This is a genomic window from Aquabacterium humicola, from assembly GCF_030167915.1.
Taxonomy (GTDB): domain Bacteria; phylum Pseudomonadota; class Gammaproteobacteria; order Burkholderiales; family Burkholderiaceae_C; genus Pseudaquabacterium; species Pseudaquabacterium humicola.
Genome location: NZ_JARGNB010000006.1, coordinates 276,861 through 302,826, shown reverse-complemented (window position 1 = coordinate 302,826; position 25,966 = coordinate 276,861). Strand labels below are relative to the sequence as shown.

Genomic DNA, 25,966 nt, shown 5'->3' with positions numbered 1-25,966 from the left:
TCAGGCTGGGGCTCCCGTCGTGGCCGGACGCGCGCCGTCCAGCGTGGCGGCGGCCAGCAGATGAACGCACAGCTGCTCGTAGCTCATGCCGGCGGCCTTGGCGGACATCGGCACCAGCGAGTGACCCGTCATGCCCGGCGAGGTGTTCATCTCGAGCAGGAAGGGCTGGCGGTCCGACTTGCGGATCATCAGGTCGGCGCGGCCCCAGCCGCGGCAGCCGAGCGCGCGGTAGGCGTGCACCACGAGGCGCTGGATCTCGCGCTCCTCGGCCTCGGGCAGGCCGCTGGGCACGAGGTAGTGCGTGTCGTCGGTGAAGTACTTGTGCTGGTAGTCGTAGTTGCCCTCGGGCGCGACGATGCGGATCACCGGCAGCGCGTGCGCGGTGTCGCCGGCGCCCAGCACCGGGCAGGTGACTTCCTCGCCGTCGATGAACTCCTCGCAGAGCAGGTCGGGGTCGTACTGCGTCGCCAGCTTCACGGCCTCGGCCATGTCCGAATAGCCTTCGACCTTCGTGATGCCGATCGACGAACCCTCGCGCGGCGGCTTGACGATCAGCGGCAGGCCGAGCTCGTCGGGAATCGTGCGGATGCGCTCGCGGGCCAGGTCGGCCGCGCCCAGCCACAACCAGCGCGGCGTCGGCAGACCCTCGGCGACGAAGATGCGCTTGGTCATGGTCTTGTCCATGCACAGCGCCGAGGCCATCACGCCGGAGCCGGTGTAGGGCAGGCCCAGCAGCTCCAGCGCACCCTGCACGCAGCCGTCCTCGCCATGGCGGCCGTGCAGCGCGATGAACACGCGCTGGAAACCTTCGCGCTTCAGCTCGGCGAGCTCGCGTGTCGCCGGGTCGAACGCGTAGGCGTCGACACCCTGCGACTTCAGCGCGTGCAGCACGCCGGAGCCTGACATCAAGGACACCTCGCGCTCGGCGCTGGTGCCGCCCATCAGCACCGCGGTCTTGCCGAGGGCCTTCGTATCGATGGAGCCGCTCATGGCGTGCCTCCTTGCATCATCTCGACCACCTTGCCCGGCACCGCGCCGATCGAGCCGGCGCCCATCGCGATCACCACGTCGCCGCCACGCGCCTGCTCGACGATCACGGCAGGCAGCTGCGCGACGTCGTCGACGAACACCGGGTCGACCTTGCCGGCCACGCGCAACGCACGCGCCAGCGAACGGCCGTCGGCGGCGACGATCGGCGCTTCGCCTGCGGCATAGACCTCGGTCAGCAGCACGGCGTCGGCGCTGCCCATCACCTTGACGAAGTCTTCGAAGCAGTCGCGCGTGCGGGTGTAGCGGTGCGGCTGGAAGGCCAGCACGAGGCGGCGGCCCGGGAAGGCACCGCGCGCCGCCGCGATCACCGCGGCCATCTCGACCGGGTGGTGGCCATAGTCGTCGATCAGCGTGAAGGTGCCGCCGCCGTTTTCGGCGCTGACCGGCCAGTCGCCGTAGCGCTGGAAGCGCCGGCCGACACCGCTGAACTCGGCCAGCGCCTGGACGATCGCCGCGTCCGGCAGCTGCAGCTCTGTGGCCACCGCGATGGCCGCCAGCGCATTGCGCACGTTGTGCTCGCCGGGCAGGTTCAAGGTGACGTCCAGCGCCGGCATCGCGGCGTGACCGTTCTCGCTGCGCAGGCAGCTGAAGCGCATCTGCCCACCTTCGAGCGCCTGCACGTTCACCGCGCGCACCTGCGCCTCGTCGTTGAAGCCGTAGCCGATCACCGGCCGCTCGATCAGCGGCACGATGGACTGCACGCCGGGGTCGTCGGTGCAGATGATGGCCGCGCCGTAGAACGGCATGCGGTGCAGGAAGTCGACGAACGCGGCCTTGAGCCGGCCGACGTCGTGGCCGTAGGTGTCCATGTGGTCGGCGTCGATGTTGGTCACGACGCTCATCACCGGCAGCAGGTTCAGGAAGGACGCATCGCTCTCGTCCGCCTCGACGACGATGTAGTCGCCCGAGCCGAGGCGCGAGTTGGCGCCGGCGGCATTGAGCTTGCCGCCGATCACGAAGGTCGGGTCGACGCCGGCCGCGGCGAGCACGCTGGTCACCAGCGAGGTCGTCGTCGTCTTGCCGTGCGTGCCGGCGATCGCGATGCCCTGCTTCATGCGCATCAGCTCGGCCAGCATCACCGCGCGCGGCACCACCGGGATGCGCTTCGCGCGCGCGGCGAGCACCTCGGGGTTGTCGGCCTTCACCGCCGTGCTCGTGACCACCGCGCCTGCGCCTTCGATGTGCGCGGCCTCATGGCCGATGAAGACGCGAATGCCGAGGTCGCCCAGCCGGCGCGCGGTCGCGCTGTCGGCGATGTCGCTGCCCGACACCGTGTAGCCGAGGTTGTGCAGGATCTCGGCGATGCCGCTCATGCCGGCGCCGCCGATGCCGACGAAGTGGATGTGGCGGATGGCGTGCTTCATGACGTCGCCACCAGTCGTTCGAGCTCGTCGGCGACACGTTCAGCCGCTTGTGGCCTGGCCAGCGCACGCGCGGCGTTGGCCATCTGCAGCAGCTGCGTGCGGTCGAGCGCCTGCAGCTTCTCGGCCAGCGTGCGCGAGCTCAGCTCGGCCTGCGGCAGGTGGATCGCCGCGCCGTGTCGGGCCAGGTGCTCGGCGTTGTCGCGCTGGTGCGAGGTGGTGTTGACGACCAGCGGCACCAGGATGCCCGGCACCCCGGCGGCGCAGAGCTCGCTGACCGTCACTGCGCCGGCGCGGCAGACGATCAGGTCGCAGTCGGCCAGCCGCGCGGCCATGTCGTCGATGAAGGGCAGCACCTCGGCGGCTAGGCCGGCCTGCGCATAGGCGGCCTTGACCTGCTCCAGCTGCGCGGCACCGGTCTGGTGGATGATCTGCGGGCGCGCGTCGGCCGGCAGCGCGGCGATCGCCGGCGGCACGGTCTGGTTCAGCACCTGCGCGCCCAGGCTGCCGCCGACGACCAGCAGCTTCAGCGGGCCCGACCGACCCGCATAACGCTGATCCGGCGCGGCCATGCCTTCGATCTCGGCGCGCACCGGGTTGCCGGTGACGATGCCGCGCTTGACCTGCGCCGCCGGGCCGTCGAAGCCGAATGCGATGCGGTCGGCCACCGGCAGCAGCGCCTTGTTCGACAGCAGCAAGGCCGCGTCGGCGTTCACCAGCATCAGCGGCTTGTTCAGCAGCGAGGCCATCAGGCCGCCGGGGAAGCACACGTAGCCGCCCATGCCCAGCACCGCGTCGGCGCCGCGCCGGCGCAGGATGCCGATGCAATCCCAGAAGGCCTTCAGCAGCCGCAGCCCGCCGGTCATCGTGTGCAGCAGGCCCTTGCCGCGCAGGCCGCTGAAGCCGATCGCATCGAGCGGGATCTTGGCCGGCGGCACCAGCTTGTTTTCCATGCCGGTGCGCGTGCCCAGCCAGCTGACCGTCCAGCCGCGGCGCTGCACCTCGCGCGCGACCGCCAGGCCGGGGATGATGTGCCCGCCGGTGCCGGCGGCCATGATCACGAGGTGGGGCATCACGCGCGCCCTCCCCGCATCAGCACGCGGTTCTCGACGTCGACCCGCACGACGATCGCCAGCGCGACCAGGTTCATCAGGATCGCCGAGCCGCCGTAGCTCAAGAGCGGCAGGGTCAGCCCCTTGGTCGGCAGCGCGCCGAGGTTCACGCCCAGGTTGATCAGCGTCTGCCCGCCGATCCAGATGCCGATGCCCTGCACCATCAGCCCGGCGAAGACGCGGTCGAGCATCACCGCCTGGCGGCCGATGACGAAGATCCGGCGCGTCAGCCAGAAGAAGGCGACGATGACCAGCGCGACGCCGATGAAGCCGAGCTCCTCGCCGATCACCGCCATCAGGAAGTCGGTGTGCGCCTCGGGCAGGTAGTGCAGCTTCTCGACACTGCCGCCGAGACCCTGGCCGGTCCACTCGCCGCGGCCGAAGGCGATCAGCGAATGCGTCAGCTGGTAGCCCTTGCCCTGCGAGTACACCGGGTCCCACGGGTTCAGGAACGCGAAGATGCGCTCGCGCCGCCACGGGCTGGACGCGATCATCAGCGCGAAGGCGCCGACCAGCACGGCGACGCTCAAGAAGAACATGCGGCCGTTGACGCCGCCGAGGAACAGGATGCCGAGCGCGATGGCCGCGATGACGATGAACGCGCCCATGTCGGGCTCGGCCAGCAGCAGCAGGCCGATGATGGCCAGCGCCACCGCCATCGGCCACACGGCCTGGAAGAAGCGCTCCTTGACGTCCATCTTGCGCACCATGTAGCTGGCCGCGTACATCGCCATCGCCAGCTTGGCGAGCTCGCTGGGCTGGAAGTTCATCACCCCCAGCGGCAGCCAGCGCCGCGCACCGTTCACGCCCTTGCCGACATGCGGCAGCAGCACCACCGCCAGCAGCAGCAGCGCGGCGACGAAGAGCCAGGGCGCGCACTTCTCCCAGACGGCGATCGGCACCTGCACCGCGGCCAGCGCGGCGGCCACCGAGATGGCGATGAACAGCGCGTGGCGCGACAGGAAGTGCGTCGGCGAATAACGCGCGAACTTCGGGTTGTCGGGCAGCGCGATGCTCGCCGAATAGACCATCACCAGCCCGAGCGCGAGCAGGCCCACGACCAGCCAGACCAGCGTGCGGTCGAAGCCGGCGATGCGCGTGGGCTGGCCGTCGGAAGCGCCGGTCCAGTCGCGGATGGGCACCGCCGCGTCCTCGTCGCCGCCGCGCCAGGCGGCGATCCGGCTGCGCCAGGCGTCGAGGCTGAAGAGCTGCACGAACGCGGCGCTCATGTGGCCCCCTTGGCGCTGCGCGCCGTCCCCCCGAGGGGGAGCGAACGCCTTGGGAGCGGCCCGGCGGCGTTCACAAGGCCTCTCCCCGGTCCGCCGCGCGCGCCTGCACCGCCTGCACGAAGACCTCGGCGCGGTGGGCGTAGTTGCGGAACATGTCCAGGCTGGCGCAGGCCGGGCTCAGCAGCACCGCGTCGCCCGCTTGCGCCTGCTCGAAGCACCAGCCCACAGCGGCCTCGAGCGTGCCGTGGCGCACCATCGGCACGCCGGTTTCGGCGATCGCCGTCTCGATCGCGCCGGCATCGCGGCCGATCAACGCGACGGCACGCGCATGACGTGCGATCGGCGCGGCCAGCGGCATGAAGTCCTGGCCCTTGCCGTCGCCACCGAGGATCACGATCAGCTTGCCCGGCGCCTTGTCCGCGCCCAGGCCTTCGAGCGCGGCGACGGTGGCCCCGACGTTCGTGCCCTTGCTGTCGTCGAAGGCCTCGACGTCGGCGATCGTGCCGATGTACTCGACGCGGTGCGGCTCGCCGGCGTATTCGCGCAGCCCGTGCAGCATCGGCGCCAGCGGGCAGCCGATGGCGGTGGCCAGCGCCAGCGCGGCCAGCGCATTGGCGGCGTTGTGGCGGCCGCGCACGCGCAGCGCATCGGCCGGCATCAGGCGCTGCAGATGGATCTCCTCGGCCTCGTCCTTGCGGCGTTTCACCGTCTCGTCGGCTTCCAGCGCCCGCACCAGCCAGGCCATGCCGTTCTCGATCACCAGGCCGAAGTCGCCGGGCCGCTGCGGCGCGTCGAGGCCGAAACGCATCACCTTGCGGTGGATCGCCTTCGCGGGCCGGCCGCGTGCGCCCTTGACCATCACCGGCGCCGGGATCATCGCTTCGACGGCCACGTCGTCGCGGTTGATCACCATCACCGTGCTGCTGTCGGACGACGGGCCGAAGATGCGGGCCTTCGCCGCCGCGTAGGCGCCCATCGAGCCATGCCAGTCGAGGTGGTCCTGGGTGACGTTGAGCACCGTCGCGGCGCTGGGCTCGAAGCCGGTCACGCCGTCGAGTTGGAAGCTCGACAGCTCCAGCACCCAGACCTCGGGCAGGTATTCGAACACCGGCGCGGCCGGTGGCGGCGGCGCGAGCTGCAGCGGTGCGTCGTCATCGTCCAGCGGCATCGCGCCGCTGCTTGGCTGGACCTCGTCGGGCTCGGTCGGCTGCTCGACGGACGGCTCGTCGGTGCCGGGGGCTTCCGGCACCGGCGGCGCCTCGGGTTCGGTCGCGGGCGCCGGTGCGGGCGATGGCGGCGGCGGCTGGTCGGGCACCGCGGGCACCGGCTCCTTGTCGAGCGCCACGGCCAGCGTATCGAGCATCGTCGGCCCGATGTTGCCGGCCACGGCGACGCGCTTGCCGGTGCGCTCGACCAGCATCGCGGTCATCGCGGTGGTCGTCGTCTTGCCGTTGGTGCCGGTGATCGCCAGCACCTTGGGCGCGTAGCCCCGCTCGGCCTTCAGGTCGGCGAGCGCCTGGGCGAACAGGTCGAGCTCGCCGGCGATGCGAATGTCCAGCCCGCGCGCGGCCTGCAGCAGCGGCGCGACCTTGGCATCTCCGGGCGCGAGGCCGGGGCTCTTCAGCACCAGTTGCACGTCCTCGAGGCCGGCGGTCGACAACTCGCCACTGACGAAGCGCACGGCCGGCAGTTCGACCTGCAGCGCCGCCAGCTGCGGCGGCTGCGCGCGCGAATCCCACACCGTCACGTCCGCGCCGCAGCGCGCGCACCAGCGCGCCATCGCCAGCCCGGATTCACCGAGTCCCAGCACGAGCACAGTGCGACCCTTGAGGAATTTCATCGCAACTTGAGGCTCGCGAGGCCGACCAGGCACAGCAGCATCGTGATGATCCAGAAGCGGATCACGACCTGCGTCTCGGTCCAGCCGGACTTCTCGAAATGGTGGTGCAGCGGCGCCATCTTGAAGATGCGCCGGCCCTGGCCGGTGGTCTTCTTGGTGTACTTGAACCACGCCACCTGCAGCATCACCGACAGCACCTCGGCGACGAAGACGCCGCCCATGATGCCGAGCACGATCTCCTGGCGCGTGATCACCGCGATCGTGCCGAGCGCGCCGCCGAGCGACAGCGCGCCGACGTCGCCCATGAACACGTGCGCCGGGTGCGCGTTGAACCACAGGAACGCGAGGCCCGCGCCGGCCAGCGCGCCGCAGAAGATCAGCAGCTCGCCGGCGCCCGGGATGTACGGGAACAGCAGGTACTTCGAATAGACCGAGCTGCCGACGATGTAGGCGAAGATGCCCAGCGCCGAGCCGACCAGTACCACCGGCATGATGGCCAGCCCGTCGAGGCCGTCGGTGAAGTTCACCGCGTTGCTGGCGCCGACGATCACGAAGTAGGTGGTCGCGATGAAGCCGAACACGCCCAGCGGGTAGCTCACCGTCTTGAAGAACGGCAGCATCAGGTCGGCCTTGGGCGGCAGGTCGTTCGAGAAACCGCTTTGCACCCAGCGGATGAAGAGCTCGAGCACGCGCAGGTTGGTGGTCTCCGACACGCTGAACGCGAGGTACAGCGCCGCGAGCAGCCCGATCAGCGACTGCCAGAAGAACTTCTCCTTCGAGCTCATGCCCTCGGGGTTCTTGTGCACCACCTTGCGCCAGTCGTCGACCCAGCCCACCGCGCCGAAGCCGAAGGTCACGAGCATCACCACCCAGACGAATCGGTTGCTCCAGTCGAACCACAGCAGCGTCGCGATCGCGATGCCGATCAGGATCAGCACGCCGCCCATCGTCGGGGTGCCGTGCTTCTTCAGGTGCGTCTCGACGCCGTAGGCACGCACCGGCTGGCCGATCTTCAGCTCGGTGAGCTTGCGGATCACCCAGGGACCGAAGGTCAGGCCGATCAAGAGCGCGGTCATCGCCGACATCACCGCGCGGAAGGTCAGGTACTGGAAGACGCGCAGGAAGCCGAGCTCGGGGTACTGCGCCACCAGCCACTGCGACAGGCTAAGCAGCATGGGGGCCTCCCGTCGTCGCGCCGGCGGCGGCCTGCAGGGCCTTGACCACGCGCTCCATCGCCATGAAGCGCGAGCCCTTGACCAGCGCCGAGGCGCAGGCCGGGGCCTGCGGCAGCGCGGCGATCAGGTCCTCGACGCGGGCGAAGTGGCGCGCGTTGGCGCCATAGGCCGCCGCGGCGTGCGCCATCGACGACCCGGCGCACCAGAAATGCTCGATGCCGCGTTCGCGCGCATGGGCGCCGACCTCGGCATGGAAGGCCTCGCCCTGGTCGCCGACCTCGCCCATGTCGCCGAACAGCAACCAGTGCGGACCCGGCAGCGATGCGAGCAGCGCGATCGCCGCGCGCATCGAATCGGGGTTCGCGTTGTAGCTGTCGTTGACCAGCGTGATGCGGCGGCCGCCGAGCTCGATCGTGCTGGCCTGCGAGCGGCCCGACACCGGGCGGAAGCGCTCCAAGCCGCGCATCACCGCTTCCAGCGGCGCACCGGCCGCCAGCGCGGCCGCGGTGGCGGCGAGCGCATTGCGCACGTTGTGCTCGCCGGCCGCGTACAGCATGAACTCGGCCTGGCCAGCGGGGGTCTTCACCCGCAGCACCCAGTGGTCGTCGACCCAGAGCGCGTCGTCGACGACGTCCGCTTCGCCATGCAGCGCGAACGTCAGGTGACCGCGCGCTCCCGCCTGCCGGTGCCAGACGGGCGCCTGCGCATCGTCGGCCGGAAACACCGCGACGCCGCTGGCCGGCAGCGCAGCGATGGCCGCGCCGTTCTCCAGCGCGACGGCTTCGACGGTGGCCATGAATTCCTGGTGCTCGCGCTGCGCGTTGGTGATCACCGCGACGGTCGGTTGTGCGATCTGCGCGAGCTCGGCGATCTCGCCCGGGTGGTTCATGCCGAGCTCGATCACCGCGACCTCGTGCGCGGGCTTCAGGCGCAACACCGTCAGCGGCACGCCGATGTGGTTGTTCAGGTTGCCGGCGGTCGCCAGCGAGGCCTCGCCGCGCCAGGCGCGCAGGATCGCGCCGATCATCTGCGTGACGGTGGTCTTGCCGTTGCTGCCGGCCACCGCGATGACCGGCAGGTGCAGGCGCGCGCGCCACGCGGTGGCCAGCTGCTGCAGCGCGGCCAGCGAATCGGCGACCTGCAGGCCGGCAAGGCCGGCTTCGGCCAGGCCGCGTTCGGCCAGCGCCGCGGCGGCGCCGGCGGTCTTCGCCTGCGGCAGGAAGTCATGCGCGTCGAAACGCTCGCCGCGCAGCGCGACGAACAGGTCGCCCGGCTGCAGCGTGCGGGTGTCGCTGTGCACGCGGGCGATCGGTGTCGCGGCGTCGCCGACCAGCACCGAGCCGGGCAGCAGCGCGTGCGCGTCGCCGAGGGTCATCAGCAGGGTCTCGCTCACGCGGCTCCCTTCGCGCGCAGCGCCTCGGCCGCGACCTCGACGTCGGAGAAGGCGTGCTTGACGCCGGCGATCTCCTGGTAGTCCTCGTGGCCCTTGCCGGCGATCAGCACGACGTCGCGCGCATCGGCGGCCTGCAGCGCGTGGTGGATCGCGTCGCGGCGGTCGACGATCACGTCGACGCCGCTTCGATCGCTGATGCCCTCGACGATCTGCGCGACGATTGCCGCCGGGTCTTCATGGCGCGGGTTGTCGCTGGTGACCACCACGCGATCGGCCAGCCGCTTCGCGATGCCGCCCATCAGCGGGCGCTTGCTCGCGTCGCGGTTGCCGCCGCAGCCGAAGGCGCACCACAGCCGGCCGCCGCGGGCATCGGCCAGCGGACGCAGCGCGGCGACGGCTTTCTCCAGCGCGTCGGGCGTGTGGGCATAGTCGACGACCACTTCGGGCACGCCGGTCGCGCCGGGTGCCACGCGCTGCATGCGGCCGGGCACCGGCGTCAGCGCCAGCACGACGGCGACCGCATCCACCAGCGGCACGCCGGTCGCGCGCAGCGCGGCGATCACGCCGAGCAGGTTGTGGGCGTTGTAGTCGCCGATCAGCGTGCTGCGCACCGGCACGGCGGCGCCGTCCTCGACCAGCTCGAAGGCCAGGCCACCGTCGACATAACGCAGGTTCTGCGCGTCCAGGCGGCCGGTGCCGCCGACCGACACGGTCCACAGCGACAAGGTCGTGCGCTTCAGTTCGTTGGCCAGCAGCGCGCCCTGCGCATCGTCGATGTTGATCACCGCCGCTTCGAGCCCCGGCCAGTCGAACAGCGCGCGCTTGCTCGCCCAGTAGGCGGCCATGTCGCCGTGGTAGTCCAGGTGGTCGCGGGTGAAGTTGGTGAACTGCGCGACGCGGATGCTCGTGCCGGCGAGGCGGTGCTCGGCCACGCCGATCGACGAGGCCTCGATCGCGCAGGCCGTGTAGCCCTCGCCGACCATGCGGCGGAAGGCGGCCTGCAGCATCACCGGGTCGGGCGTCGTCAGGCCGGTGAACTGCACGCTGCCGACCGAGCCGGCCGGTGGCATCGTCCCGCCCACCTTGCCGCCCGCCGGCAGCGGCGGCTGGCCGATACCGAGCGTGCCGACCACGCCGCAGCGCCGCCCCAGCAGCGACAGCGCCTGCGCGGTCCACCACGCGGTGGAGCTCTTGCCGTTGGTGCCGGTGACGGCCAGCACCTGCAGCGGCTCGCTCGGCCGGTTGAAATAGGCGGCGGCGATCGGCCCGGTCGCGGCCTTCAACGCCGGCAGCGTGCCGATGCGCGCATTGCCGTGGATGAAGCCGGCGTGGCCGTCGGTGTCGAAGCCGAAAGCCTCGATGCCGTCGTCCTCCACCAGGCAGGTCGATGCACCCGCGGCCAGCGCGGCGGCGACGAACTTGCGGCCGTCGGTCGCATAACCCGGCCAGGCGATGAAGGCGTCACCCGGCCGCACCTGGCGGCTGTCGGTGCGCAGCGTGCCGGTGACCCACTCCGTGAGCCAGCGCGCGGCGGCTTCGGGGGACTTCAAGCGCGTCAACATCTTTGCGCTTTCCTTCAGAAACTCTCTTGCACCGCCGGCAGCGCCTTCGCGACCACCTGCGGCTTCACGTCCAGGTCCGGCGGCACGCCCAGCATGCGCAGCGTCTGCTGCACCACCTGGCTGAACACCGGGGCCGCCACCGCACCACCGTAGTACACGCCGTTGCTCGGCTCGTCGAGCATCACCGCGACGATGATGCGCGGCTTGTCGATCGGGGCCATGCCGACGAACCACGAGCGGTACTTGTTGCTCGCGTAACCCTTTCCTTCCTGCTTGTGCGCGGTGCCGCTCTTGCCGCCGACCGAATAACCGATGGTCTGCGCCAGCGGGCCGGTGCCGCCGGGGCCCGCAGCCGCCTGGAGCATCCTGCGTACCTCGCGCGCCGTCTCCTTGGAGATCACGCGCAGCCCGGGCTGGTGCTGTTCCTGGCGCAGCATGCTGACCGGGATCACCTCGCCGTCGTTGGCGAAGACCGTGTAGGCGCGCGCCATCTGCAGCAGCGACGCCGACAGGCCGTAGCCGTAGGACATCGTCGCCTGCTCGATCGGGCGCCAGCTCTTGTACGGGCGCAGCCGGCCGGTGACGGTGCCGGGGAAGTCGATCTGCGGCTTCTGGCCGTAGCCGACGCTGGAGAACAGCTCCCACAGCTCGCGCGGCTGCATCTGCATCGCCAGGCGCGCGGCGCCGATGTTGCTGGACTTCTGGATCGACTCGAACACCGTCAGCGAACCGTGCGGGTGCGCATCGCGGATCGGCACGCCGGTGACGACGAGGCTGCCCGGCGCGGTGTTCAACATCGTGTCCGGCCGCACGCGGCCGGTTTCCATCGCCCACGCGGCGATGAAGGGCTTCATCGTCGAGCCGGGCTCGAAGACGTCGGTCAGCGCGCGGTTGCGCAGCTGCTCGCCGGACAGGCGCTGGCGCTGGCCGGGGTCGTAGCTGGGGTAGTTGGCGAGCGCGAGGATCTCGCCGGTCTGCACGTCGAGCACGACCACACTGCCGGCCTTCGCGCGGTGTTCGGCGACGGCATCGCGCACGCGCTGGTAGGCGAAGAACTGCACCTTCGAATCGATCGCCAGCTGCACGTCGCGGCCATTGGCCGACTCGACACCCTGGCCGATGTCCTCGACGACGCGGCCCAGGCGATCCTTGACCACCTCGCGCGAGCCGCGGTGGCCCTTCAGGTCGGCCTGGAACGCGAGCTCGATGCCTTCCTGGCCCTGGTCCTCGATGTTGGTGAAACCGACGACGTGCGCCGCGGATTCGCCTTCCGGGTAGCGGCGCTTGTACTCGCGCGTCTCGTAGAGGCCCTTGATGCCCAGCGTCTTGATCTGGCCCCAGGTCTCGGCATCGACCTGGCGCTTGATCCACGCGAAGTTCTGGCTGCCGGAGGCGAGGCGCGCGTCGAACTCCTTCGCATCCATGCCCAGCAGCGGCAGCAGCTTGCGGCGCTGCGCCTGCGAAGCGTCGAAGTCCTTCGGGATCGCCCACACGCTGGGCGAAGGCACGCTGGTGGCCAGCAGCAGGCCATGGCGGTCGAGGATGCGGCCGCGGCTCGCGGGCACTTCCAGCGTGTGCGCGTAGCGCTTCTCGCCCTGCTTCTGGAAGAACTCGTGGCCGATCACCTGCACGTAGGCCGCGCGGCCCAGCAGGCCGACGAAGCTGAAGGCGACCAGCGCGACGACGAAACGGCTGCGCCAGTTCGGCGTCTTCGACGCCAGCAACGGGCTGGTGGCGTAGTTGACGCCGCGGGTGGTGGCGGGGGCGAAGAGCTTCTTCATGGTCGGGTGATCAGCGGGTCACCGCGGAGGCGGCGGGATCGACCACGTAATGGGTCACGGCGGGCGTGACGGTGCGCATCGCGAGCTTCTCGCGCGCGGTGCGTTCGACGCGCAGGCTGGTGGCCTGGGCCTGGCGTTCGGCTTCCAGCCGCTTGAATTCGCCTTCCAGGCGCACGGCTTCCGATTCGGCCTTGTGGATCTCGGCGAACAGGCGCCGCGCGTCGTAGGCGCTGCGAATCAGGAGCAGGCTGCTGGCGATGACGGCGACCAGCAGCAGGAGGTTGAGCCTGTTCATTTCAGGCTTCCGTGCGCTCTGCGATACGGAGGATCGCTGACCGGGCCCGCGGATTCGCCGCGACCTCGGCCTCGCTCGGCTTGATGCGGCCCAGCGCCTTCAGCCGCGTCGGCTTCGGCTCGGCGAAAGGCGCGCGCCGGTCGACCGTCGCGCGGCTTTCGCGCGCGATGAAGGTCTTGACGATGCGGTCCTCCAGCGAGTGGAAGCTGATCACGGCCAGGCGCCCGGTGGGAGCGAGCAGCGCGAGCGTGCCCGTCAGGGCCTGCTCGAGATCCTCGAGCTCAGCGTTGACGAGAATCCGAAGAGCTTGAAATGTGCGCGTTGCAGGGTCCTGGCCCGGTTCGCGGGTCTTGACCGCACGAGCCACGACTTCGGAAAGCTCCCGCGTGGTTCGAACAGGCTGCCCGCCTGCCCGGCGAGCAACAAGCGCCTTTGCAATCGATACAGCAAACCGTTCTTCGCCGTAGTCACGGATCACCTCTGCAATCTGCCGTTCATCGGCGCGGCCCAGGAAGTCCGCGGCGGTCTCGCCGCGGGTCGTGTCCATGCGCATGTCCAGCGGCGCATCGAAGCGGAAGCTGAAGCCCCGGGCGGGGTTGTCGATCTGCGGCGAGCTGACGCCGAGGTCCAGCAGGATGCCGTGCACCTGCTGCACCCCCCGCTCGGCGAGCGCGGCACCCATCGAGGCGAAGCTGGCGTGCACCGGCGTCACGCGCGCATCCGACGCGGCCAGCGCTTGTGCCTCGGCGATCGCCTCGGGGTCCTTGTCGAAGACGAAGAGCTTCGCCGCCGCGCCCAGGCGCGCCAGCAGCGCACGGGAATGGCCGCCGCGGCCGAAGGTGCCGTCGACGAAGACGCCGTCCGGGCGGGTGGCGATCGCATCGATCGCTTCGGCCAGGAGGACGGTGGTGTGCTGCCATCGGGCGTCGGCGGACATCAGAAGACGAAGTCCTTGATGGCGTCGGGCATCTCGCCGGCCATCGTCTGCGCCTCGTGGGCCGCGTAGCGGGCGGCGTCCCACAGCTCGAGCCGCTGGCCCATGCCCAGCAGCAGCAGGTCCTTGACCAGGCCGGCGGCGGCGCGCAGCTCCGGCGAGACATGCAGGCGGCCGGCGGAGTCGATGTCGACGTCGACCGCGCTGCCGATGAAGACACGCCGCCAGCCGTCGGCCGACATCGGCAGCGCCAGCAGCTTGTCGCGGAAGGTTTCCCAGGCGGGGCGCGGGAACAGCAGCAGGCAGCCGACCGGGTGCTTGGTCAGGGTGAGCTGGCCGTTGGTGGAGGCCATCAGCGCGTCGCGATGGCGCGAAGGGACGTTGAGCCGCCCCTTCACGTCCAGCGTCAGTGCCGACGTCCCTTGAAAGACCACCCCCGCCACGATTCTCCACCTTGCGCCACTTCGCGACACTTTAGCCGACGAAGTGGGGTGGGTCAACGCGAGGCGCTAGAAATAATCAATGAAATCAAGAACTTAGTAACGAGTGTGCAAGCACTTCGGTGAAGTAAAAATTGCTTCAAAAATAAGGACTTACCAGGGGCTGTGAAAGCTTTGCGTGAGCAGCTGACACACGCTGGCGGAGCGTGGGGCGGGAAAGCTCGGGTGTGGGGAAGTGTGGGGCGACACTGCGCCGCAGACCTCGCTCGCGTGATCGACGGTCGTCCGCCGCGGGTGCAGCCCGAGGGCGTCCGACTAGGCGCGAGGACGGTGCGCGCCAGGCGCTCGGCGCGACCTGATCGCGAAGCCGGCAGCGCCCAGCGCCAGCAGCGCCAGCGCGAGGCCATCGGGCTCGTCGACGCGCATGAAGACCGCGTCGGCCGTGGCGACCGGCTGCCCGTCCTTGTACAGCGTCACCACGTCGCCGTTGAACGCCAGCGAAAAGGCGCCGTTGAAGTCGGGCGTCGGGTCGCCGGCGATCACCACCGGGCCGATGATCGACGAGTGCACGCCGGCCAGTTCGCCGAGCAGCACGTCGATGCCCACGACGGCGCTCGTGCTCGGCAGGAATGCGGCATACGAGTAGGTGAGCGTGGCGGGGGTGTCGGGCAGGTCGGTCAGCGTGACCGTGGCATCGAGCCAGCTGACCGAGCAGGTCATGCCGTCGTTGAGCTTGAATCCGTCCGGGGCGAGGCAGCCGTCGTCGACGTCGAACGTGGCGACGCCGTAGAAATCGAGCGGGTCGAAGGTGCTGACGTAGATGGCGGCCTGCGCCGGCATGAGGGCGGCGAATGCGACCGTGGCCGCAAGCGCGAACCGCGCGATGGCACTGCGGACGTGTCGGCCGAGCATGGTCGGAGCTCCCGGAGTAGCGGCACGCCGCCGTGGACGGGGCGTGCGCGAGCCATCATAGTCCCAGGGTATCGCGCCGGCGCGACCCCCCCGCCCATCTGGGTGCCCGCGCCTGCCTCCGTGCTGCCGGCGAAACCGGCGCCGTCACGCCTCCAGGTTCTCGTGGTGCGCGATGGCGCCCTGCTTCCAGTACGCCGCGGCGCGGATCGCGTGCCGGTCATGGCCCTTTTCGTCGACCAGCACGCGGCGCAGCGCGGCCATCAGCGCGGCTTCGCCGGCGCACCACGCGTAGCCCTCGCCGGCCGGCAGGTCGAGCGCCCGTGCGGCGGCCAGCAGCGCGGCGCCGTCGTCCACCCATTGCAGCCGAACGTCGGCGGCGCTGGCCAGCGGGCGGCGGTCGGCGGGCGCCACCATCAGCAGCACGATCGCACGCGCGCCGGCCGGCAGCTCTTCCAGGCGCCGCGCGATCGCCGGCAGCGCCGTCTCGTCGCCGGCCAGCAGGTGCCAGTCGTAATCGAGCGGGATCACGAAGGAGCCGCGCGGGCCGGCGACCACCAGCGGCTGGCACGCCGTGGCCTGCGCGGCCCAGGCGGCGGCCGGGCCGTCGCCGTGGAGGGCGAACACGATGTCGAGCTCACCGGCGGCGGCGTCATGGCGACGCGGCGTGTAGTCGCGCATCACCGCCGGCCGGGCCTGGCCATCGCCGGCATCGAAGATCAGCTTGACGTGGTCGTCGAACGACGCGCTCACGAAGCCCGCCAGCTCGTCGCCCGCCAGCGTGATGCGCCGCAGGCCCGGGCTCAGGTCCTCGACGCGCTTGACCTGCAGCGTGCGGCGCCGGGTTTCATGGCGCACGCGCTGCACGCGGCGGGCCGGGGAGGTCTCGCCCTGAGACGGGCTCGGGGACGGGCTCGGGGTCAGGCTGATGCTCGGGTTCAGGGCCGGCTCCTTCGAATTGGTGGACAATGTCCCCTATCCTGCCGGCGATGATGGACAATGTCAACCAATTCAGGTGATGAGGTCATGGACCTCGTGCACCGCGTGATGCACCGCTTCCGGGCGCTGCAGTACGCGGTGCTGCGCGATTCGCCGCAGGCGATCACGCACCTGGAATACAAGGTGCTGAACTACTTCGAGCGCCATCCCGGCGACACGCTGAGCGCGCTGGCCGCCCACAGCGGCCGCGACAAGGCGCAGCTGGCGAAGCTGGTCAAACGCCTGCTGGAGATCGGGCTGCTGGAGCACGCCGAAGCCGGCAGCGACCGGCGCAGCCAGCCGCTGAAGCTCAGCGCGGCCGGCGCCGCGATGCAGGCGACGCTGCGGCGGCAGCAGAAGCGGGTCGCGCAGACGGCGGTGCAGGGCCTCGCCGCGGCCGAACGCAGCGAGCTGCTGCGGCTGCTGCGGCACGTCGACGCGCAGCTCGGCGCGCCGGACGACGCCTGAACCTCAGTTCGACTGCTTGATCAGCCGCCCGGCCGCCGACTGGATGGGCCGCGCGTTCATCGGGTACAGCCGCGCGAAGACATTGATCTGCTCTTGCGCGATGGCCACCGGCTGCTGCATCACCATCCACAGCACGCCCTCGCTGCAGGGCGGGGTCGTCAGCGAGCCCATGTAGGTGTAGTAGCGCTTGTCCTGCGGCAGCAGCTGGTTCAGGTCGAGCGGCGCCTTGGCGGCCAGCTCCTCGTTCTTCTCCAGCGGCAGGTTGTTCCATACCTGCTGCACCACGGGCTGCGCGCTGCCGCGGTCCAGCAGCACCGCGACCACCGCCAGCCGCCCTTCGGCATCCTTGTGCACCAGGTGCGCGACCATGTCGAACAGCCGGCCGTCGATGCGCTCCTCGGACGGGCGGTGGAAGTGGAACTGCACCAGGTCGTAGCGGCGGCCCTGCACCTCGATCGTATTGCCGCCGCCGACGTTGACCTGCACCGTGTGGCCGTTGTCGATCACGCGGAAAGCCGCCGGGCGGTAGTCGAACTGGATCGGATCCATGTCGACGCGGATGCCGCCGCGGATGTCGATCGGGCTCTGGCGCTGGCCGCTGCCGCACTTCGCGAACTCCGGGTTCAGCCGCGCCCAGGCCTCGGGGCCGCCCTGGCCGTCGTAGCTCCAGTGCGGCGACGCCCCCGACGGTCCGCCGTGCGCGGCCTTCTCGGCGCGCAGCCGGGCGACCAGATCGCCGGTGGATTCCCTGGCCCCCTCGGCCGGCGCGGCGGCCTTGCGCGGCTTCGGCGCGGCGGTGGCCGCCTGCGCCGCGGCGGCCGGCGCCTTGTGGTCCTCGCCTTCGGTCCTGCTCGTGACCTGCAGCACGTTCGGCGACCTGGTGTCGGGCGTCTTCTGCGCGCCCAGGCGCTCGGCCAGGCGCTCGCGCAGCACATCCATCGGATCGCGCTGGTCGCGCGGCTGCGCCGGCACCGGTGCATGCTCCGTCGGCTTGCCCTTGGTCTCGATGCCCAGGCCCAGGCGCATCGGGTTCGGGCGCGGCATGGCCGGCGCATCACCTGCGGCCAGCACGGGGCCGGACGCGGCGCAGGCAACGACCAGCGCGGCGGCGAGCCGGCTCGGCAGGAGGGACAAGGCGGGGTGGGCGCGCATCGGTGGTGTCAAAGGCTGAAGGCCGCCGGGATGCGGCCCCATTGCCTCGCTCTATCGGCTGGCGCGGGCACCTTCTTGAGCCGACGAGCCCGCCGGCCTGCGCGAAGGCTCACACCGTGCGGCGTCGCACCCAGCTCCAGGCGACCAGGCCGATGCTCATCAGCCCGAACGAGGCGATCGCCAGCGCGACGGTCGAGTGCATCACCAGCGGCGCGATCACGCCGGCGACGAAGCCGTTGGCGACGCTGCCGACGCAGGCCTGCAGCGACGAGGCCATGCCGCGCCGGTCGGGCGCGAGGTCGAGCACCATCAGCGTGACCACCGGCGCCATCAGCGCCCAGCCGAAGGCGAACACCGCCACCGGCAGCAGCGCCCACGCCGCATGCGGCTTCAGCGTGAGGTTCAGCACGATGTTCACCAGCGAGATCGTGACCATCACGATGAAGCCGATGCGGATCTGCTTGCGCGGCGGCAGCTTGCCGGCGACACGGCCGGACAGGAAGGCGCCCCCCATGATCCCGCTGATCGTCAGGCCGAAGAACCAGAAGAACTGCGTCGGTCCGAGCTGCAGGTGGGTACCCAGCCACTCCGGCGCGGACAGCACGTAGAGAAACATGCCGTTGAACGGCACGCCCGAGGCGAACAGCAGCGCGACGAAGCGCGGGTTGCCAAGCAGCTGGCCGTAGCCGCGCAGCAGCGGCACCGGGTGGAACGATTGGCGCTGGTCGAGGTGCAGCGTCTCCGGCAGCATCTTCCAGTTCAGCGCGATCAGCAGCGCGCCGATGACGGTCAGCAGCCAGAAGATCGAATGCCAGCCGGCGTGCACGAAGAGCAGACCGCCGAGGATCGGCGCCACCGCCGGCGCGACGCCGAAGAAGATCGTCACCTGCGACATCACCCGCTGCGCGTCGGCGGGCGGGAACATGTCGCGGATGATCGCCCGCGACACGACGATGCCGGCGCCGGCCGACATGCCCTGCAGCGCGCGGAAGGCGATCAGCGCGCCGATGGACTCGGACAGCGCACAGCCCATCGAGGCCAGCGTGAACATCGCGAGGCCCCCCAGCACCACCGGTCGCCGGCCGATCGCATCGGACAGCGCGCCGTGGAACAGGTTCATCAGCGCGAATCCGAACAGGTAGGCCGACAGCGTCTGCTGCATCTGCGCCGGCGTGGCGTTCAGCGACGCGGCGATGCCCTGGAACGCAGGCAGGTAGGTGTCGATCGCGAAGGGCCCCAGCGTGCCGAGGCAGGCCAGCAGCATCGCGAGTGCCCAGCGCGGGCGGCGCCAGAGCAGATGGGAATCGGGGTTCATCGGGAGGCGCGAGTGTAGCGGCCGCTCCATGAGCGGCGGGCACCCGTCTAGACAGGAACGCTCATTCGCGTGGCTGGCTGCGCTGCCAGCGCAGCGCCCAGGCCGTCATCGGCTCGAAGGCGATCAGCAGCTCGCGGCCGAGCGGCGTCAGCGCGTAGCCGGTCTCCCCGGCTTCGGCGAGGCCGGCCTCGCGCAGCTCCGCCAGGCGCTGGTTCAGCACGGTGGGTGACAGCTCGCCGCAGGCGGCCTGCAGCGCGCGGAAGGTCATCGGCTCGTCCCGCAGCTCCCAGATCACGCGCAGCATCCAGCGGCGGTGGAAAAGCTCGAGCGCGGTGTTGATCGCCTGCTTGGCTTCGAGCTGGCGGGGGGACGGCGAACCGGTGGCGCGGGAAGATCGTGTCGACATGCTACGTTTACTGTAGCATCGGCGATGCTACCGATTCAGTAGCGATTATTCCGCTTGTTCCGACACCCCACGAGGACCGCATGAGCCGCATCGAACCCGTCACCGCCCCCTACTCCGCCGCGCTGGCCGCGAGCTTCGCGCGCCTGCTGCCGCCCGGCATGGCGCCGCCGGTGCTGTTCCGCGCCGTGGCGCGCAACGAGGGCCTGTTCAAGCACATGGTCGACACCGGACTGCTCGGCCCCAGCGGCCTGCTGGACCGCCACGCGCTGCCGCCGGCGCTGCGCGAGGCGCTGATCCTGCGCACCTGCGTCGCCTGGCGCAACCACTACGAGTGGCAGCTGCACGTGGGCACGATCGCGCGCCGCATGGGTCTCACTGACGCGCAGATCGCCGACACCCGCCGCGCGCGGCCGGACCCGGCGCTGTGGCCGGCGCAGACCTTCGTGCTGTTCCAGCTGGTCGACGCGCTGGTGCAGCGGCACGAGGTCGACGACGCACTGTTCGCCCGGCTGCGAGAACACGCCGACGAGGCGCTGCTGATCGAGGTGACGCAGCTGGTCGGGCTGTACGCGGGCGTCGGCATGTTGTGCGCGCTGATCCGGCCCGACGCCGATCCGTACGGCGCGGCGCTGCCGATGGACGAAGAAAAGTGTGAAGCAGACCGATAGGCCGGATTCTGTGCAGCGCGGCCTTCTTGCGAAGACCGCGCCGTGACCGCCATTCTTCTGGGCCGGGAGTCGCCCCACCGGCTCGGTGCCACCTACCCGCCGGCTCCGCGGGACCACATCAATGCCGGCCTATTCGGTGTTGCTGCGCGTAGAGATTGCCCGTTTCACCTGGATCGGGCTGGCGCCCGATCCAGGTGGCCGCTGTCATCCGGCTGTCGCCGGATCCGTCCGGCTTCGCCGTCCGGGCACCTGCTTTCGCAGGCGCAACGCAGAACACCCTTCGCAGGCAACCCGATCCAACTCGTCTCTGTTGCTCTGATCCTCACCTCACGGTGGACAGCCGTTAGCTGCTACGCCGCCCTGTGCAGTCCGGACCTTCCTCCAGGGCCGCCTTTCGGCGATTGCCCCAGCGGCGGTCTGGCCTGCTTCACGCGTGCGATTATCGCGGTGCAAGGAGAGATGCACCGATGAGAGCCAACAATGTCCTCGCCACGATCGGCAACACACCGCACATCCGCGTCAACCGCCTGTTCCCCGGCGCCGAGGTATGGGTCAAGTCCGAACGCTCGAACCCGGGCGGCTCGATCAAGGACCGCATCGCGCTGGCGATGGTCGAAGACGCGGAAGCGCGTGGCGCCTTGAAGCCCGGCGGCACCATCGTCGAGCCGACCTCGGGCAATACCGGCATCGGGCTGGCGATGGTCGCGGCGGTCAAGGGCTACAAGCTGGTGCTGGTGATGCCCGACAGCATGAGCATCGAGCGCCGCCGCCTGATGCTGGCTTATGGCGCGAGCTTCGACCTGACGCCCCGCGAGAAGGGCATGAAGGGCGCGATCGCCCGCGCGCAGGAGATCGTCGAGGCGACGCCCGGCGCGTGGATGCCGCAGCAGTTCGACAACCCGGCCAACATCGACGTGCACGTGCGCACCACCGCCGCCGAGATCGCGGCCGACTTCCCCGACGGCCTCGACGTGCTGATCACCGGCGTCGGCACCGGCGGGCACATCACCGGCTGCGCGCAGGTGCTGAAAGCGAAGTGGCCGCAGCTGCAGGTCTTCGCGGTCGAGCCCGCCGCCTCGCCGGTGATCTCCGGCGGCCAGCCCGCGCCGCACCCGATCCAGGGCATCGGCGCCGGCTTCGTGCCGAAGAACCTGCACACCGCGCTGCTCGACGGCGTGATCACCGTCGAGGCCGAGGCCGCGCGCGAGATGGCGCGGCGCTGCGCACGCGAAGAAGGCCTGCTGGTCGGCATCTCCAGCGGCGCCACGCTGGCGGCCATCGCGCAGAAGCTGCCGGCGCTGCCGGCGGGCAGCCGGGTGCTCGGCTTCAACTACGACACCGGCGAGCGCTACCTGTCGATCGAAGGGTTCCTGCCGGCGTGAGCGGCGCAGGCAGCGGGCCGCCGCGGTCGCCCTCGCGGTCCTGAGCGGGTGTGGCGGATTCGTCCTCGGCTTCTCAAAGCCGGACCGTCTTGCCTTCGCGCAGGTCGGCGAGGATCTCGTCGCGCCGAGGGGTCTTCGCGGCCGTCGACGTGATCTCCCCGAGCATCGCCTTGAAGGGCCACTCGTGCCGCTTCGGCGCGGACGCCAGATTCTTCTTCAGCCGCGCCAGGCAACGCTCGAAGGACCAGCCGCACATCTGGTAGCCGCAGGCCATCAGCGCGTGCGACTCGTCGAGCGAGAACGCGTCGAGATCGGTCCGCAGCTCGGCGAGCGCCTGCTGGAAGTCCTTGCGCACGCCGCTGGGCGAGTGGGTCCTGCGGTCGAGCGTGTAGGACGCCTGCGAGAACTTCAGGCGGATCGGGTCCGCGTCGAGTCCCGCCTTCATATGCAGGAACATCAGGCCGCGCAGCAGGCCTGAAAGCTGCCGCGCGCTCAGGTCCCCGTGCATCGCGAGGCGCACGCGCTCCATCAACGTGTCCATTGAGCGCTGCGCGTACGACGCCAGCCCTGCGGGCCCCGGCTTGGGCTGTTCCTCAAGCAACAGCTGGCCGCAGGCATCGCTGACCAGCAACACGTTGCAGTCGTGCGCCAGCAGCGCCACGACGCCCTGGTTGTCGTGCACGCCCCCGTCGACCAACTGGATTCTCATGTTCGGGTACGCACTCGCGACCTGCAACGGCGCGAACACGCCCGGCACGCACGCGGACGCGGCGACCGCCCGGCCCAGTTCCATCTGCCAGCCGGCCTGCGGCTCGTATGTCGACCATTCGAGCCGCGGGATGCTGTCGGCAGCCTCATGCATCGCCCACGGCGACTCGCCCATCCAGGTCGGCGTGAACTGCCACGCATGCCCGGTGTTGACCGTCGTCGCATTGATCACCAGCACAGGCACCTTGTGCGCGCGCAGCCAGTTGTGCTGCGTCGGGTTGAAGTCGTTCGACTGCGTCAGCTTCGGGTCGTGGTCTGCCGGCCGGAACCGCAGGTCGTGCATGAACGGGCGGGCGCGCGCCTGGCCGTTCGACGCCGTCCAGTTCAGCAGCGGGCGGTAGAAGATGTCCTCGAGCTTCTGCGCCGCCAACTCGGGATCGAGCACGCCCTTCTCGCCGCGCAGCAGGCGCCATGCGGCGGCGGCCTTCGAGGGCTGCACGCTGTGGCGCAGGTCGGTTGCCACCGCATCAAGGAAGTGCTGCATGACCTCGCGCACAAGCTGCAGATAGTCATCGTGCTCGAGCGGATTCGCCTCGGACAGGCGCCGACGCAGCGCGAGCCAGTAGCACATGCCGACGATGCTGCCGCCGGAGACGCAGGACAGCACGTCGACGTGCCGCAGCACATCCAGCTCGGCCAGTCGCGCCAGCACACCCAGGTGATAGAACGAAGCGCGGAAGCCGCCCCCCGACAGGGCCAGGCCAACCTTGCCGATAAGCGACGACCGGACCGCCGACGACGCGCCCGGCAGCAGGGCCTCGAAGAACGCACGGATCTCCGGCTGCTCGAGCGGGTTGTCGGTCTGCAGGTGGGCGAGCGTCGCGATCTGGCGCGCCGTCGTCTCGAGCTGCCAGGGTTCCGGGCGCTGCGGGCATGTGGCAACGGCCTCGGTGGCCGCCGCATGGTTGCCGAGACCGAAATGCGCCTCCGCGCGCGTCATCGCGTTGAACCACGCCTTGTCCGGCGGCACGGCGGCCGGCAGCGGCAGTTCGGCGACGATGCGCTCGCGCAGGGCGCGCGCGCGCGCGCCACGGGCATCGGCGTCGTCACCCGCGCGGGCGAGCAGGTCCTCGACGAAGGCCGCGTTGATGTGCGGATAGGCGTCAACGCCCACGGGGCCCTGCGCGGCACGGCCATAAAACCTGGCGGCTCGGCGCAGGTCGTCTGACTGGCCAAGCTCGAGCCAGCGCCGCTTGACGATACCGCCGGCGATGCCCAGGGTCTCAGCGTCGACGTTGTGGGCCGGATCGTCGAGGTCGTCGAACACCTCGCAGAGGATGCGCAACGCCGCGTCGTGGCGCAGCGTCGAACCCAACTCCGGGTCCTTGCTGGTCAGCAGCGCCTCCTGCTGGCAAAGCCTGCGCTTGACCTGCGAGTTGGCCGGCAGGCCATCGAGCAGGCAATGGCTGTCTCGCACCTGCTCCAGCACCCGCCGCGCGAGCGACAGCTCGCCCGCTTTCTTCAGCCGCTGCCAGAGCGCGTCGGCCTCCTCGAAACACAGCTCGGTCCCGGCCAGAAAGGCGCGGGCGCGATCGCCATCGTCCGGCATGCTCGTCCCCTCGAAGGTCGCGAATGCCCGGCAGTGTGCCGCAGCGAGCGCTCAGCGGCGTCCGTCCGATTGTGGGTACGCCGGGCCCGGCCACTCGCTGCGAAGGAGGCCATAGAGCGCCGTGTCGGAGACCTCGCCGTCGACGATCCAGCGCTCGCGCAGGTGGCCTTCCTTCGTGAAGCCCAGGCGCTGGAGGCTGCGCGCCGACGCCGCGTTGCGCGGGTCGATGTCGGCTTCGAGCCGGTGCAGCTGCAGCTCGCCGAACGCGAACTGCACCAGCGCCTGCAGCGCCTCGTGCATCAGGCCGCGGCCCCAGACATCGGAGCGCAGCAGGTAGCCGATCTCGCCGCGGCGCGAGGTCGGGTGCAGCGCGAACAGCGAGCAGGTCCCGAGCAGCTGGCCGTCGTCGCGCGACTGCAGCCCCAGCCGCAGGTGTTCGCCCTTCGGCAGGCCGTCGAGATCGACCGCGATCGAGGCCTGCGCCTGCTCGATCGACGTCCAAGGCGGCGTGCTCCAGTAGCGCATCGCCACCGGGTCCGAGAACAGCGCGAGCAACGCCGGGGCGTCGCCGGCCTGCAGCGGCCGCAGGTCCAGGCGCGTGGTCTGCAGCCGCACCTCGTCGAAGCGCCGCATCGGCTTGTTCATGGCTGCAGCCGCCAGGCCAGGGTCTCGCCGCCGCGCAGCGGCTTGAGCTGCGCATCGCCGAAGGGCACGCTGTCGGGCAAGGTCCAGGTCTCGCGCCGCAGCGTCACGGTGCCGGCATGGCGCGGCAGGCCGTAGAAGTCCGGGCCGTGGTGGCTCGCGAACCCTTCCAGCTTGTCGAGCGCGCCGGCGGCCTCGAACGCCTCGGCATACAGCTCCATCGCGCTCAGCGCGGTGAAGCAGCCGGCGCCGCAGACCGAGGCCTCCTTCATCACCGAGGCATGCGGCGCCGAATCGGTGCCGAGGAAGAACTTCGCGCTGCCGGAGGCCACCGCCGCCACCAGCGCTGCACGGTGCTGCTCGCGCTTGAGCACCGGCAGGCAGTAGTAGTGCGGGCGCAGGCCGCCCTGGAAGATCGCGTTGCGGTTGTAGAGCAGGTGGTGCGCGGTGACCGTCGCCGCGGTCTGGGGGCCGGCCTCGGCGACGTACTGCGCCGCCTCCTTCGTCGTGATGTGCTCGAAGACCACCTTCAGCCCGGGGAAGTCGCGCCGCAGCGGCTGCATCACGCGGTCGATGAACACCGCCTCGCGGTCGAACACGTCGACCGCCGGATCGGTGACCTCGCCATGCACCAGCAGCAGCACGCCCTCGCGCTGCATGACCTCGAGCACGCGGTGGATCTTGCGCACGTCGGTGACGCCGGCGTCGCTGTTGGTCGTCGCCCCCGCCGGGTAGAGCTTGCAGGCGACGACGCCGGCCTCGCGCGCGCGGCGGATCTCGTCGGGCTCCATCAGATCGGTCAGGTACAGCGTCATCAGCGGCTCGAAGTCCGCGCCCTCGGGCAGGGCCTCGACGATGCGCTCGCGGTAGGCCAGCGCCTGCGCGGTCGTCGTGATCGGCGGCTTCAGGTTCGGCATCACGATCGCGCGCCCGAACTGGCGCGCGGTGTACGGCAGCACCGCGCCCAGCGCGGCGCCGTCGCGCAGGTGCAGGTGCCAGTCGTCGGGGCGGGTGATCGTCAGGGAGGTCGGCGAGGTGGTCGGCATGCTCATCGATCGATTTTCCCATCCGGTGCATCCGCAGCCGCGCTGCGCCCGTAAACGATGCAGGTCTCCACCCTGCACCGAAGGAGCGTGCCATGAGCGATCCGCTGTCCACCGTCCAGAACATCTACGCCGCGTTCGGAAGCGGCGACCTGCCGGGCTTGTTGTCGATGCTGAGCACCGACGTCACCTGGCAGTTCGTCGGCGACCGCAAGGCGCCCTACACCGGCACCGTGCGCGGGCACGGCCAGGTGGCCGAGTGGTTCGGCCTCGTGGCCGCGAACGACGGCATCCAGGCCTTCGAGCCGCGCGAGTTCCTCGTCGGCCCCGATCACGTCACGGTGATCGGCTGGGAACGCACGCAGGCGCTGCCGAACGGGCGGGTGTTCGAGTGCGACTGGGTGCATGTGTGGCAGCTGAAGGACGGCCTCGTCGCGCGCTTCTTCGGCATCTACGACAGCGAGGCCGCGGCCAACGCGCGGCCCTGAATCCCACGGCGCGAGGGCGCCGCGAC

Annotated in this window: 23 protein-coding genes, 1 other RNA gene and 1 pseudogene; 4 read left to right on the top strand and 21 right to left on the bottom strand. The window is 70.5% G+C overall.

Annotated elements, in window-relative coordinates; translation table 11 throughout:
* The 14 genes from P1K89_RS24645 to P1K89_RS24580 form a co-directional block, all read right to left on the bottom strand.
* Entirely contained in the window at positions 1 to 990 is a 990-nt protein-coding gene (locus P1K89_RS24645; RefSeq protein WP_284619167.1) for a D-alanine--D-alanine ligase, read from the bottom strand.
* Positions 987 to 2,414, bottom strand: a complete 1,428-nt coding sequence (gene murC / locus P1K89_RS24640; protein ID WP_284619165.1) for a UDP-N-acetylmuramate--L-alanine ligase — start codon at positions 2,412 to 2,414, stop codon at positions 987 to 989. The genes P1K89_RS24645 and murC overlap by 4 nt, the downstream gene beginning before the upstream one ends.
* Complete coding sequence (murG, locus tag P1K89_RS24635; RefSeq protein WP_284619281.1) at positions 2,411 to 3,484, bottom strand: undecaprenyldiphospho-muramoylpentapeptide beta-N-acetylglucosaminyltransferase; 1,074 nt, start codon at positions 3,482 to 3,484, stop codon at positions 2,411 to 2,413. Before murG ends, murC begins: the two co-directional genes overlap by 4 nt.
* Complete coding sequence (gene ftsW, locus P1K89_RS24630) at positions 3,484 to 4,752, bottom strand: putative lipid II flippase FtsW (protein WP_284619164.1); 1,269 nt, start codon at positions 4,750 to 4,752, stop codon at positions 3,484 to 3,486. Before ftsW ends, murG begins: the two co-directional genes overlap by 1 nt.
* 70 nt (positions 4,753 to 4,822) lie before the next feature.
* The gene (murD, locus tag P1K89_RS24625) at positions 4,823 to 6,592 is read right to left on the bottom strand and encodes a UDP-N-acetylmuramoyl-L-alanine--D-glutamate ligase (protein WP_284619163.1); all 1,770 of its coding nucleotides are present in this window, start codon (positions 6,590 to 6,592) and stop codon (positions 4,823 to 4,825) included.
* A complete protein-coding gene (mraY, locus tag P1K89_RS24620) occupies positions 6,589 to 7,767 on the bottom strand; it encodes a phospho-N-acetylmuramoyl-pentapeptide-transferase (protein ID WP_284619162.1) in 1,179 nt (392 codons plus the stop codon). The genes murD and mraY overlap by 4 nt, the downstream gene beginning before the upstream one ends.
* Positions 7,757 to 9,142: a UDP-N-acetylmuramoyl-tripeptide--D-alanyl-D-alanine ligase gene (locus P1K89_RS24615; protein WP_284619280.1), complete on the bottom strand. Its 1,386-nt coding sequence runs from the start codon at positions 9,140 to 9,142 to the stop codon at positions 7,757 to 7,759. The genes mraY and P1K89_RS24615 overlap by 11 nt, the downstream gene beginning before the upstream one ends.
* Positions 9,143 to 9,156: 14 nt before the next feature.
* Positions 9,157 to 10,722, bottom strand: a complete 1,566-nt coding sequence (locus P1K89_RS24610) for a Mur ligase family protein (protein WP_284619161.1) — start codon at positions 10,720 to 10,722, stop codon at positions 9,157 to 9,159.
* Positions 10,723 to 10,736: 14 nt separating this feature from the next.
* Positions 10,737 to 12,503: a peptidoglycan D,D-transpeptidase FtsI family protein gene (locus P1K89_RS24605; protein WP_284619160.1), complete on the bottom strand. Its 1,767-nt coding sequence runs from the start codon at positions 12,501 to 12,503 to the stop codon at positions 10,737 to 10,739.
* Positions 12,504 to 12,513: 10 nt separating this feature from the next.
* Positions 12,514 to 12,798, bottom strand: coding sequence for a cell division protein FtsL (gene ftsL, locus P1K89_RS24600; RefSeq protein WP_284619159.1), 285 nt, complete (start codon positions 12,796 to 12,798; stop codon positions 12,514 to 12,516).
* Between the two features lies 1 nt (position 12,799).
* Positions 12,800 to 13,735, bottom strand: a complete 936-nt coding sequence (gene rsmH, locus P1K89_RS24595) for a 16S rRNA (cytosine(1402)-N(4))-methyltransferase RsmH (protein ID WP_284619158.1) — start codon at positions 13,733 to 13,735, stop codon at positions 12,800 to 12,802.
* Positions 13,735 to 14,175, bottom strand: a complete 441-nt coding sequence (locus P1K89_RS24590) for a division/cell wall cluster transcriptional repressor MraZ (protein ID WP_284619157.1) — start codon at positions 14,173 to 14,175, stop codon at positions 13,735 to 13,737. Before P1K89_RS24590 ends, rsmH begins: the two co-directional genes overlap by 1 nt.
* 312 nt (positions 14,176 to 14,487) lie before the next feature.
* A complete protein-coding gene (locus P1K89_RS24585; RefSeq protein WP_284619156.1) occupies positions 14,488 to 15,084 on the bottom strand; it encodes a hypothetical protein in 597 nt (198 codons plus the stop codon).
* Between the two features lie 144 nt (positions 15,085 to 15,228).
* A complete protein-coding gene (locus tag P1K89_RS24580; protein ID WP_284619279.1) occupies positions 15,229 to 16,005 on the bottom strand; it encodes a siderophore-interacting protein in 777 nt (258 codons plus the stop codon).
* 102 nt (positions 16,006 to 16,107) lie between these two features.
* Here P1K89_RS24580 and P1K89_RS24575 point away from each other — a divergent pair, with 102 nt between their 5' ends.
* Positions 16,108 to 16,527, top strand: a complete 420-nt coding sequence (locus P1K89_RS24575; protein ID WP_284619155.1) for a MarR family winged helix-turn-helix transcriptional regulator — start codon at positions 16,108 to 16,110, stop codon at positions 16,525 to 16,527.
* Between the two features lie 3 nt (positions 16,528 to 16,530).
* Here the strand turns inward: P1K89_RS24575 and P1K89_RS24570 are convergent, their stop codons facing one another.
* From P1K89_RS24570 to P1K89_RS24560, 3 genes are all read right to left on the bottom strand, one after another.
* On the bottom strand, positions 16,531 to 17,661 hold the full coding sequence (locus P1K89_RS24570; protein WP_284619154.1) for a carbonic anhydrase: 1,131 nt from the start codon (positions 17,659 to 17,661) through the stop codon (positions 16,531 to 16,533).
* A gap of 127 nt (positions 17,662 to 17,788) precedes the next feature.
* Positions 17,789 to 18,994: a multidrug effflux MFS transporter gene (locus P1K89_RS24565; protein ID WP_284619153.1), complete on the bottom strand. Its 1,206-nt coding sequence runs from the start codon at positions 18,992 to 18,994 to the stop codon at positions 17,789 to 17,791.
* A 61-nt stretch (positions 18,995 to 19,055) separates the two neighbouring features.
* On the bottom strand, positions 19,056 to 19,400 hold the full coding sequence (locus P1K89_RS24560; protein WP_284619152.1) for a winged helix-turn-helix transcriptional regulator: 345 nt from the start codon (positions 19,398 to 19,400) through the stop codon (positions 19,056 to 19,058).
* Between the two features lie 80 nt (positions 19,401 to 19,480).
* Here P1K89_RS24560 and P1K89_RS33310 point away from each other — a divergent pair.
* A pseudogene (locus P1K89_RS33310) lies at positions 19,481 to 19,789 on the top strand (hypothetical protein); the annotation flags it as partial.
* A 260-nt stretch (positions 19,790 to 20,049) separates the two neighbouring features.
* Here the strand turns inward: P1K89_RS33310 and rnpB are convergent.
* Positions 20,050 to 20,497: RNase P RNA component class A (gene rnpB / locus P1K89_RS24550), an RNA gene on the bottom strand.
* A gap of 38 nt (positions 20,498 to 20,535) precedes the next feature.
* Between rnpB and cysK the strand changes: the two genes are divergently transcribed.
* Positions 20,536 to 21,450: a cysteine synthase A gene (gene cysK / locus P1K89_RS24545; RefSeq protein WP_284619150.1), complete on the top strand. Its 915-nt coding sequence runs from the start codon at positions 20,536 to 20,538 to the stop codon at positions 21,448 to 21,450.
* A 73-nt stretch (positions 21,451 to 21,523) separates the two neighbouring features.
* On the opposite strand, the gene P1K89_RS24540 is transcribed toward cysK, so the two are convergent.
* From P1K89_RS24540 to pyrC, 3 genes are read right to left on the bottom strand one after another with little or no spacing between them, the layout of a single operon-like run.
* Complete coding sequence (locus P1K89_RS24540) at positions 21,524 to 23,767, bottom strand: patatin-like phospholipase family protein (RefSeq protein ID WP_284619149.1); 2,244 nt, start codon at positions 23,765 to 23,767, stop codon at positions 21,524 to 21,526.
* Positions 23,768 to 23,818: 51 nt separating this feature from the next.
* Positions 23,819 to 24,400, bottom strand: a complete 582-nt coding sequence (locus P1K89_RS24535; protein ID WP_284619278.1) for a GNAT family N-acetyltransferase — start codon at positions 24,398 to 24,400, stop codon at positions 23,819 to 23,821.
* Positions 24,401 to 24,408: 8 nt separating this feature from the next.
* On the bottom strand, positions 24,409 to 25,461 hold the full coding sequence (gene pyrC / locus P1K89_RS24530) for a dihydroorotase (RefSeq protein WP_439898030.1): 1,053 nt from the start codon (positions 25,459 to 25,461) through the stop codon (positions 24,409 to 24,411).
* A gap of 86 nt (positions 25,462 to 25,547) precedes the next feature.
* Between pyrC and P1K89_RS24525 the strand changes: the two genes are divergently transcribed.
* Positions 25,548 to 25,940 carry a nuclear transport factor 2 family protein gene (locus P1K89_RS24525; protein ID WP_284619148.1) on the top strand — a complete coding sequence of 131 codons (393 nt, stop codon included), beginning with the start codon at positions 25,548 to 25,550 and terminating at the stop codon, positions 25,938 to 25,940.
* Positions 25,941 to 25,966: the final 26 nt, after the last annotated feature.

Coding starts and splice junctions, on each gene's coding strand:
- P1K89_RS24645 (WP_284619167.1), bottom strand. CDS start 990: ATGAGCGGCTCCATCGATACGAAGGCCCTCGGCAAGACCGCGGTGCTG.
- murC (WP_284619165.1), bottom strand. CDS start 2,414: ATGAAGCACGCCATCCGCCACATCCACTTCGTCGGCATCGGCGGCGCC.
- murG (WP_284619281.1), bottom strand. CDS start 3,484: ATGCCCCACCTCGTGATCATGGCCGCCGGCACCGGCGGGCACATCATC.
- ftsW (WP_284619164.1), bottom strand. CDS start 4,752: ATGAGCGCCGCGTTCGTGCAGCTCTTCAGCCTCGACGCCTGGCGCAGC.
- murD (WP_284619163.1), bottom strand. CDS start 6,592: ATGAAATTCCTCAAGGGTCGCACTGTGCTCGTGCTGGGACTCGGTGAA.
- mraY (WP_284619162.1), bottom strand. CDS start 7,767: ATGCTGCTTAGCCTGTCGCAGTGGCTGGTGGCGCAGTACCCCGAGCTC.
- P1K89_RS24615 (WP_284619280.1), bottom strand. CDS start 9,142: ATGACCCTCGGCGACGCGCACGCGCTGCTGCCCGGCTCGGTGCTGGTC.
- P1K89_RS24610 (WP_284619161.1), bottom strand. CDS start 10,722: ATGTTGACGCGCTTGAAGTCCCCCGAAGCCGCCGCGCGCTGGCTCACG.
- P1K89_RS24605 (WP_284619160.1), bottom strand. CDS start 12,503: ATGAAGAAGCTCTTCGCCCCCGCCACCACCCGCGGCGTCAACTACGCC.
- ftsL (WP_284619159.1), bottom strand. CDS start 12,798: ATGAACAGGCTCAACCTCCTGCTGCTGGTCGCCGTCATCGCCAGCAGC.
- rsmH (WP_284619158.1), bottom strand. CDS start 13,735: ATGTCCGCCGACGCCCGATGGCAGCACACCACCGTCCTCCTGGCCGAA.
- P1K89_RS24585 (WP_284619156.1), bottom strand. CDS start 15,084: ATGCTCGGCCGACACGTCCGCAGTGCCATCGCGCGGTTCGCGCTTGCG.
- P1K89_RS24575 (WP_284619155.1), top strand. CDS start 16,108: ATGGACCTCGTGCACCGCGTGATGCACCGCTTCCGGGCGCTGCAGTAC.
- P1K89_RS24565 (WP_284619153.1), bottom strand. CDS start 18,994: ATGAACCCCGATTCCCATCTGCTCTGGCGCCGCCCGCGCTGGGCACTC.
- P1K89_RS24560 (WP_284619152.1), bottom strand. CDS start 19,400: ATGTCGACACGATCTTCCCGCGCCACCGGTTCGCCGTCCCCCCGCCAG.
- cysK (WP_284619150.1), top strand. CDS start 20,536: ATGAGAGCCAACAATGTCCTCGCCACGATCGGCAACACACCGCACATC.
- P1K89_RS24540 (WP_284619149.1), bottom strand. CDS start 23,767: ATGCCGGACGATGGCGATCGCGCCCGCGCCTTTCTGGCCGGGACCGAG.
- P1K89_RS24535 (WP_284619278.1), bottom strand. CDS start 24,400: ATGCGGCGCTTCGACGAGGTGCGGCTGCAGACCACGCGCCTGGACCTG.
- pyrC (WP_439898030.1), bottom strand. CDS start 25,461: ATGAGCATGCCGACCACCTCGCCGACCTCCCTGACGATCACCCGCCCC.
- P1K89_RS24525 (WP_284619148.1), top strand. CDS start 25,548: ATGAGCGATCCGCTGTCCACCGTCCAGAACATCTACGCCGCGTTCGGA.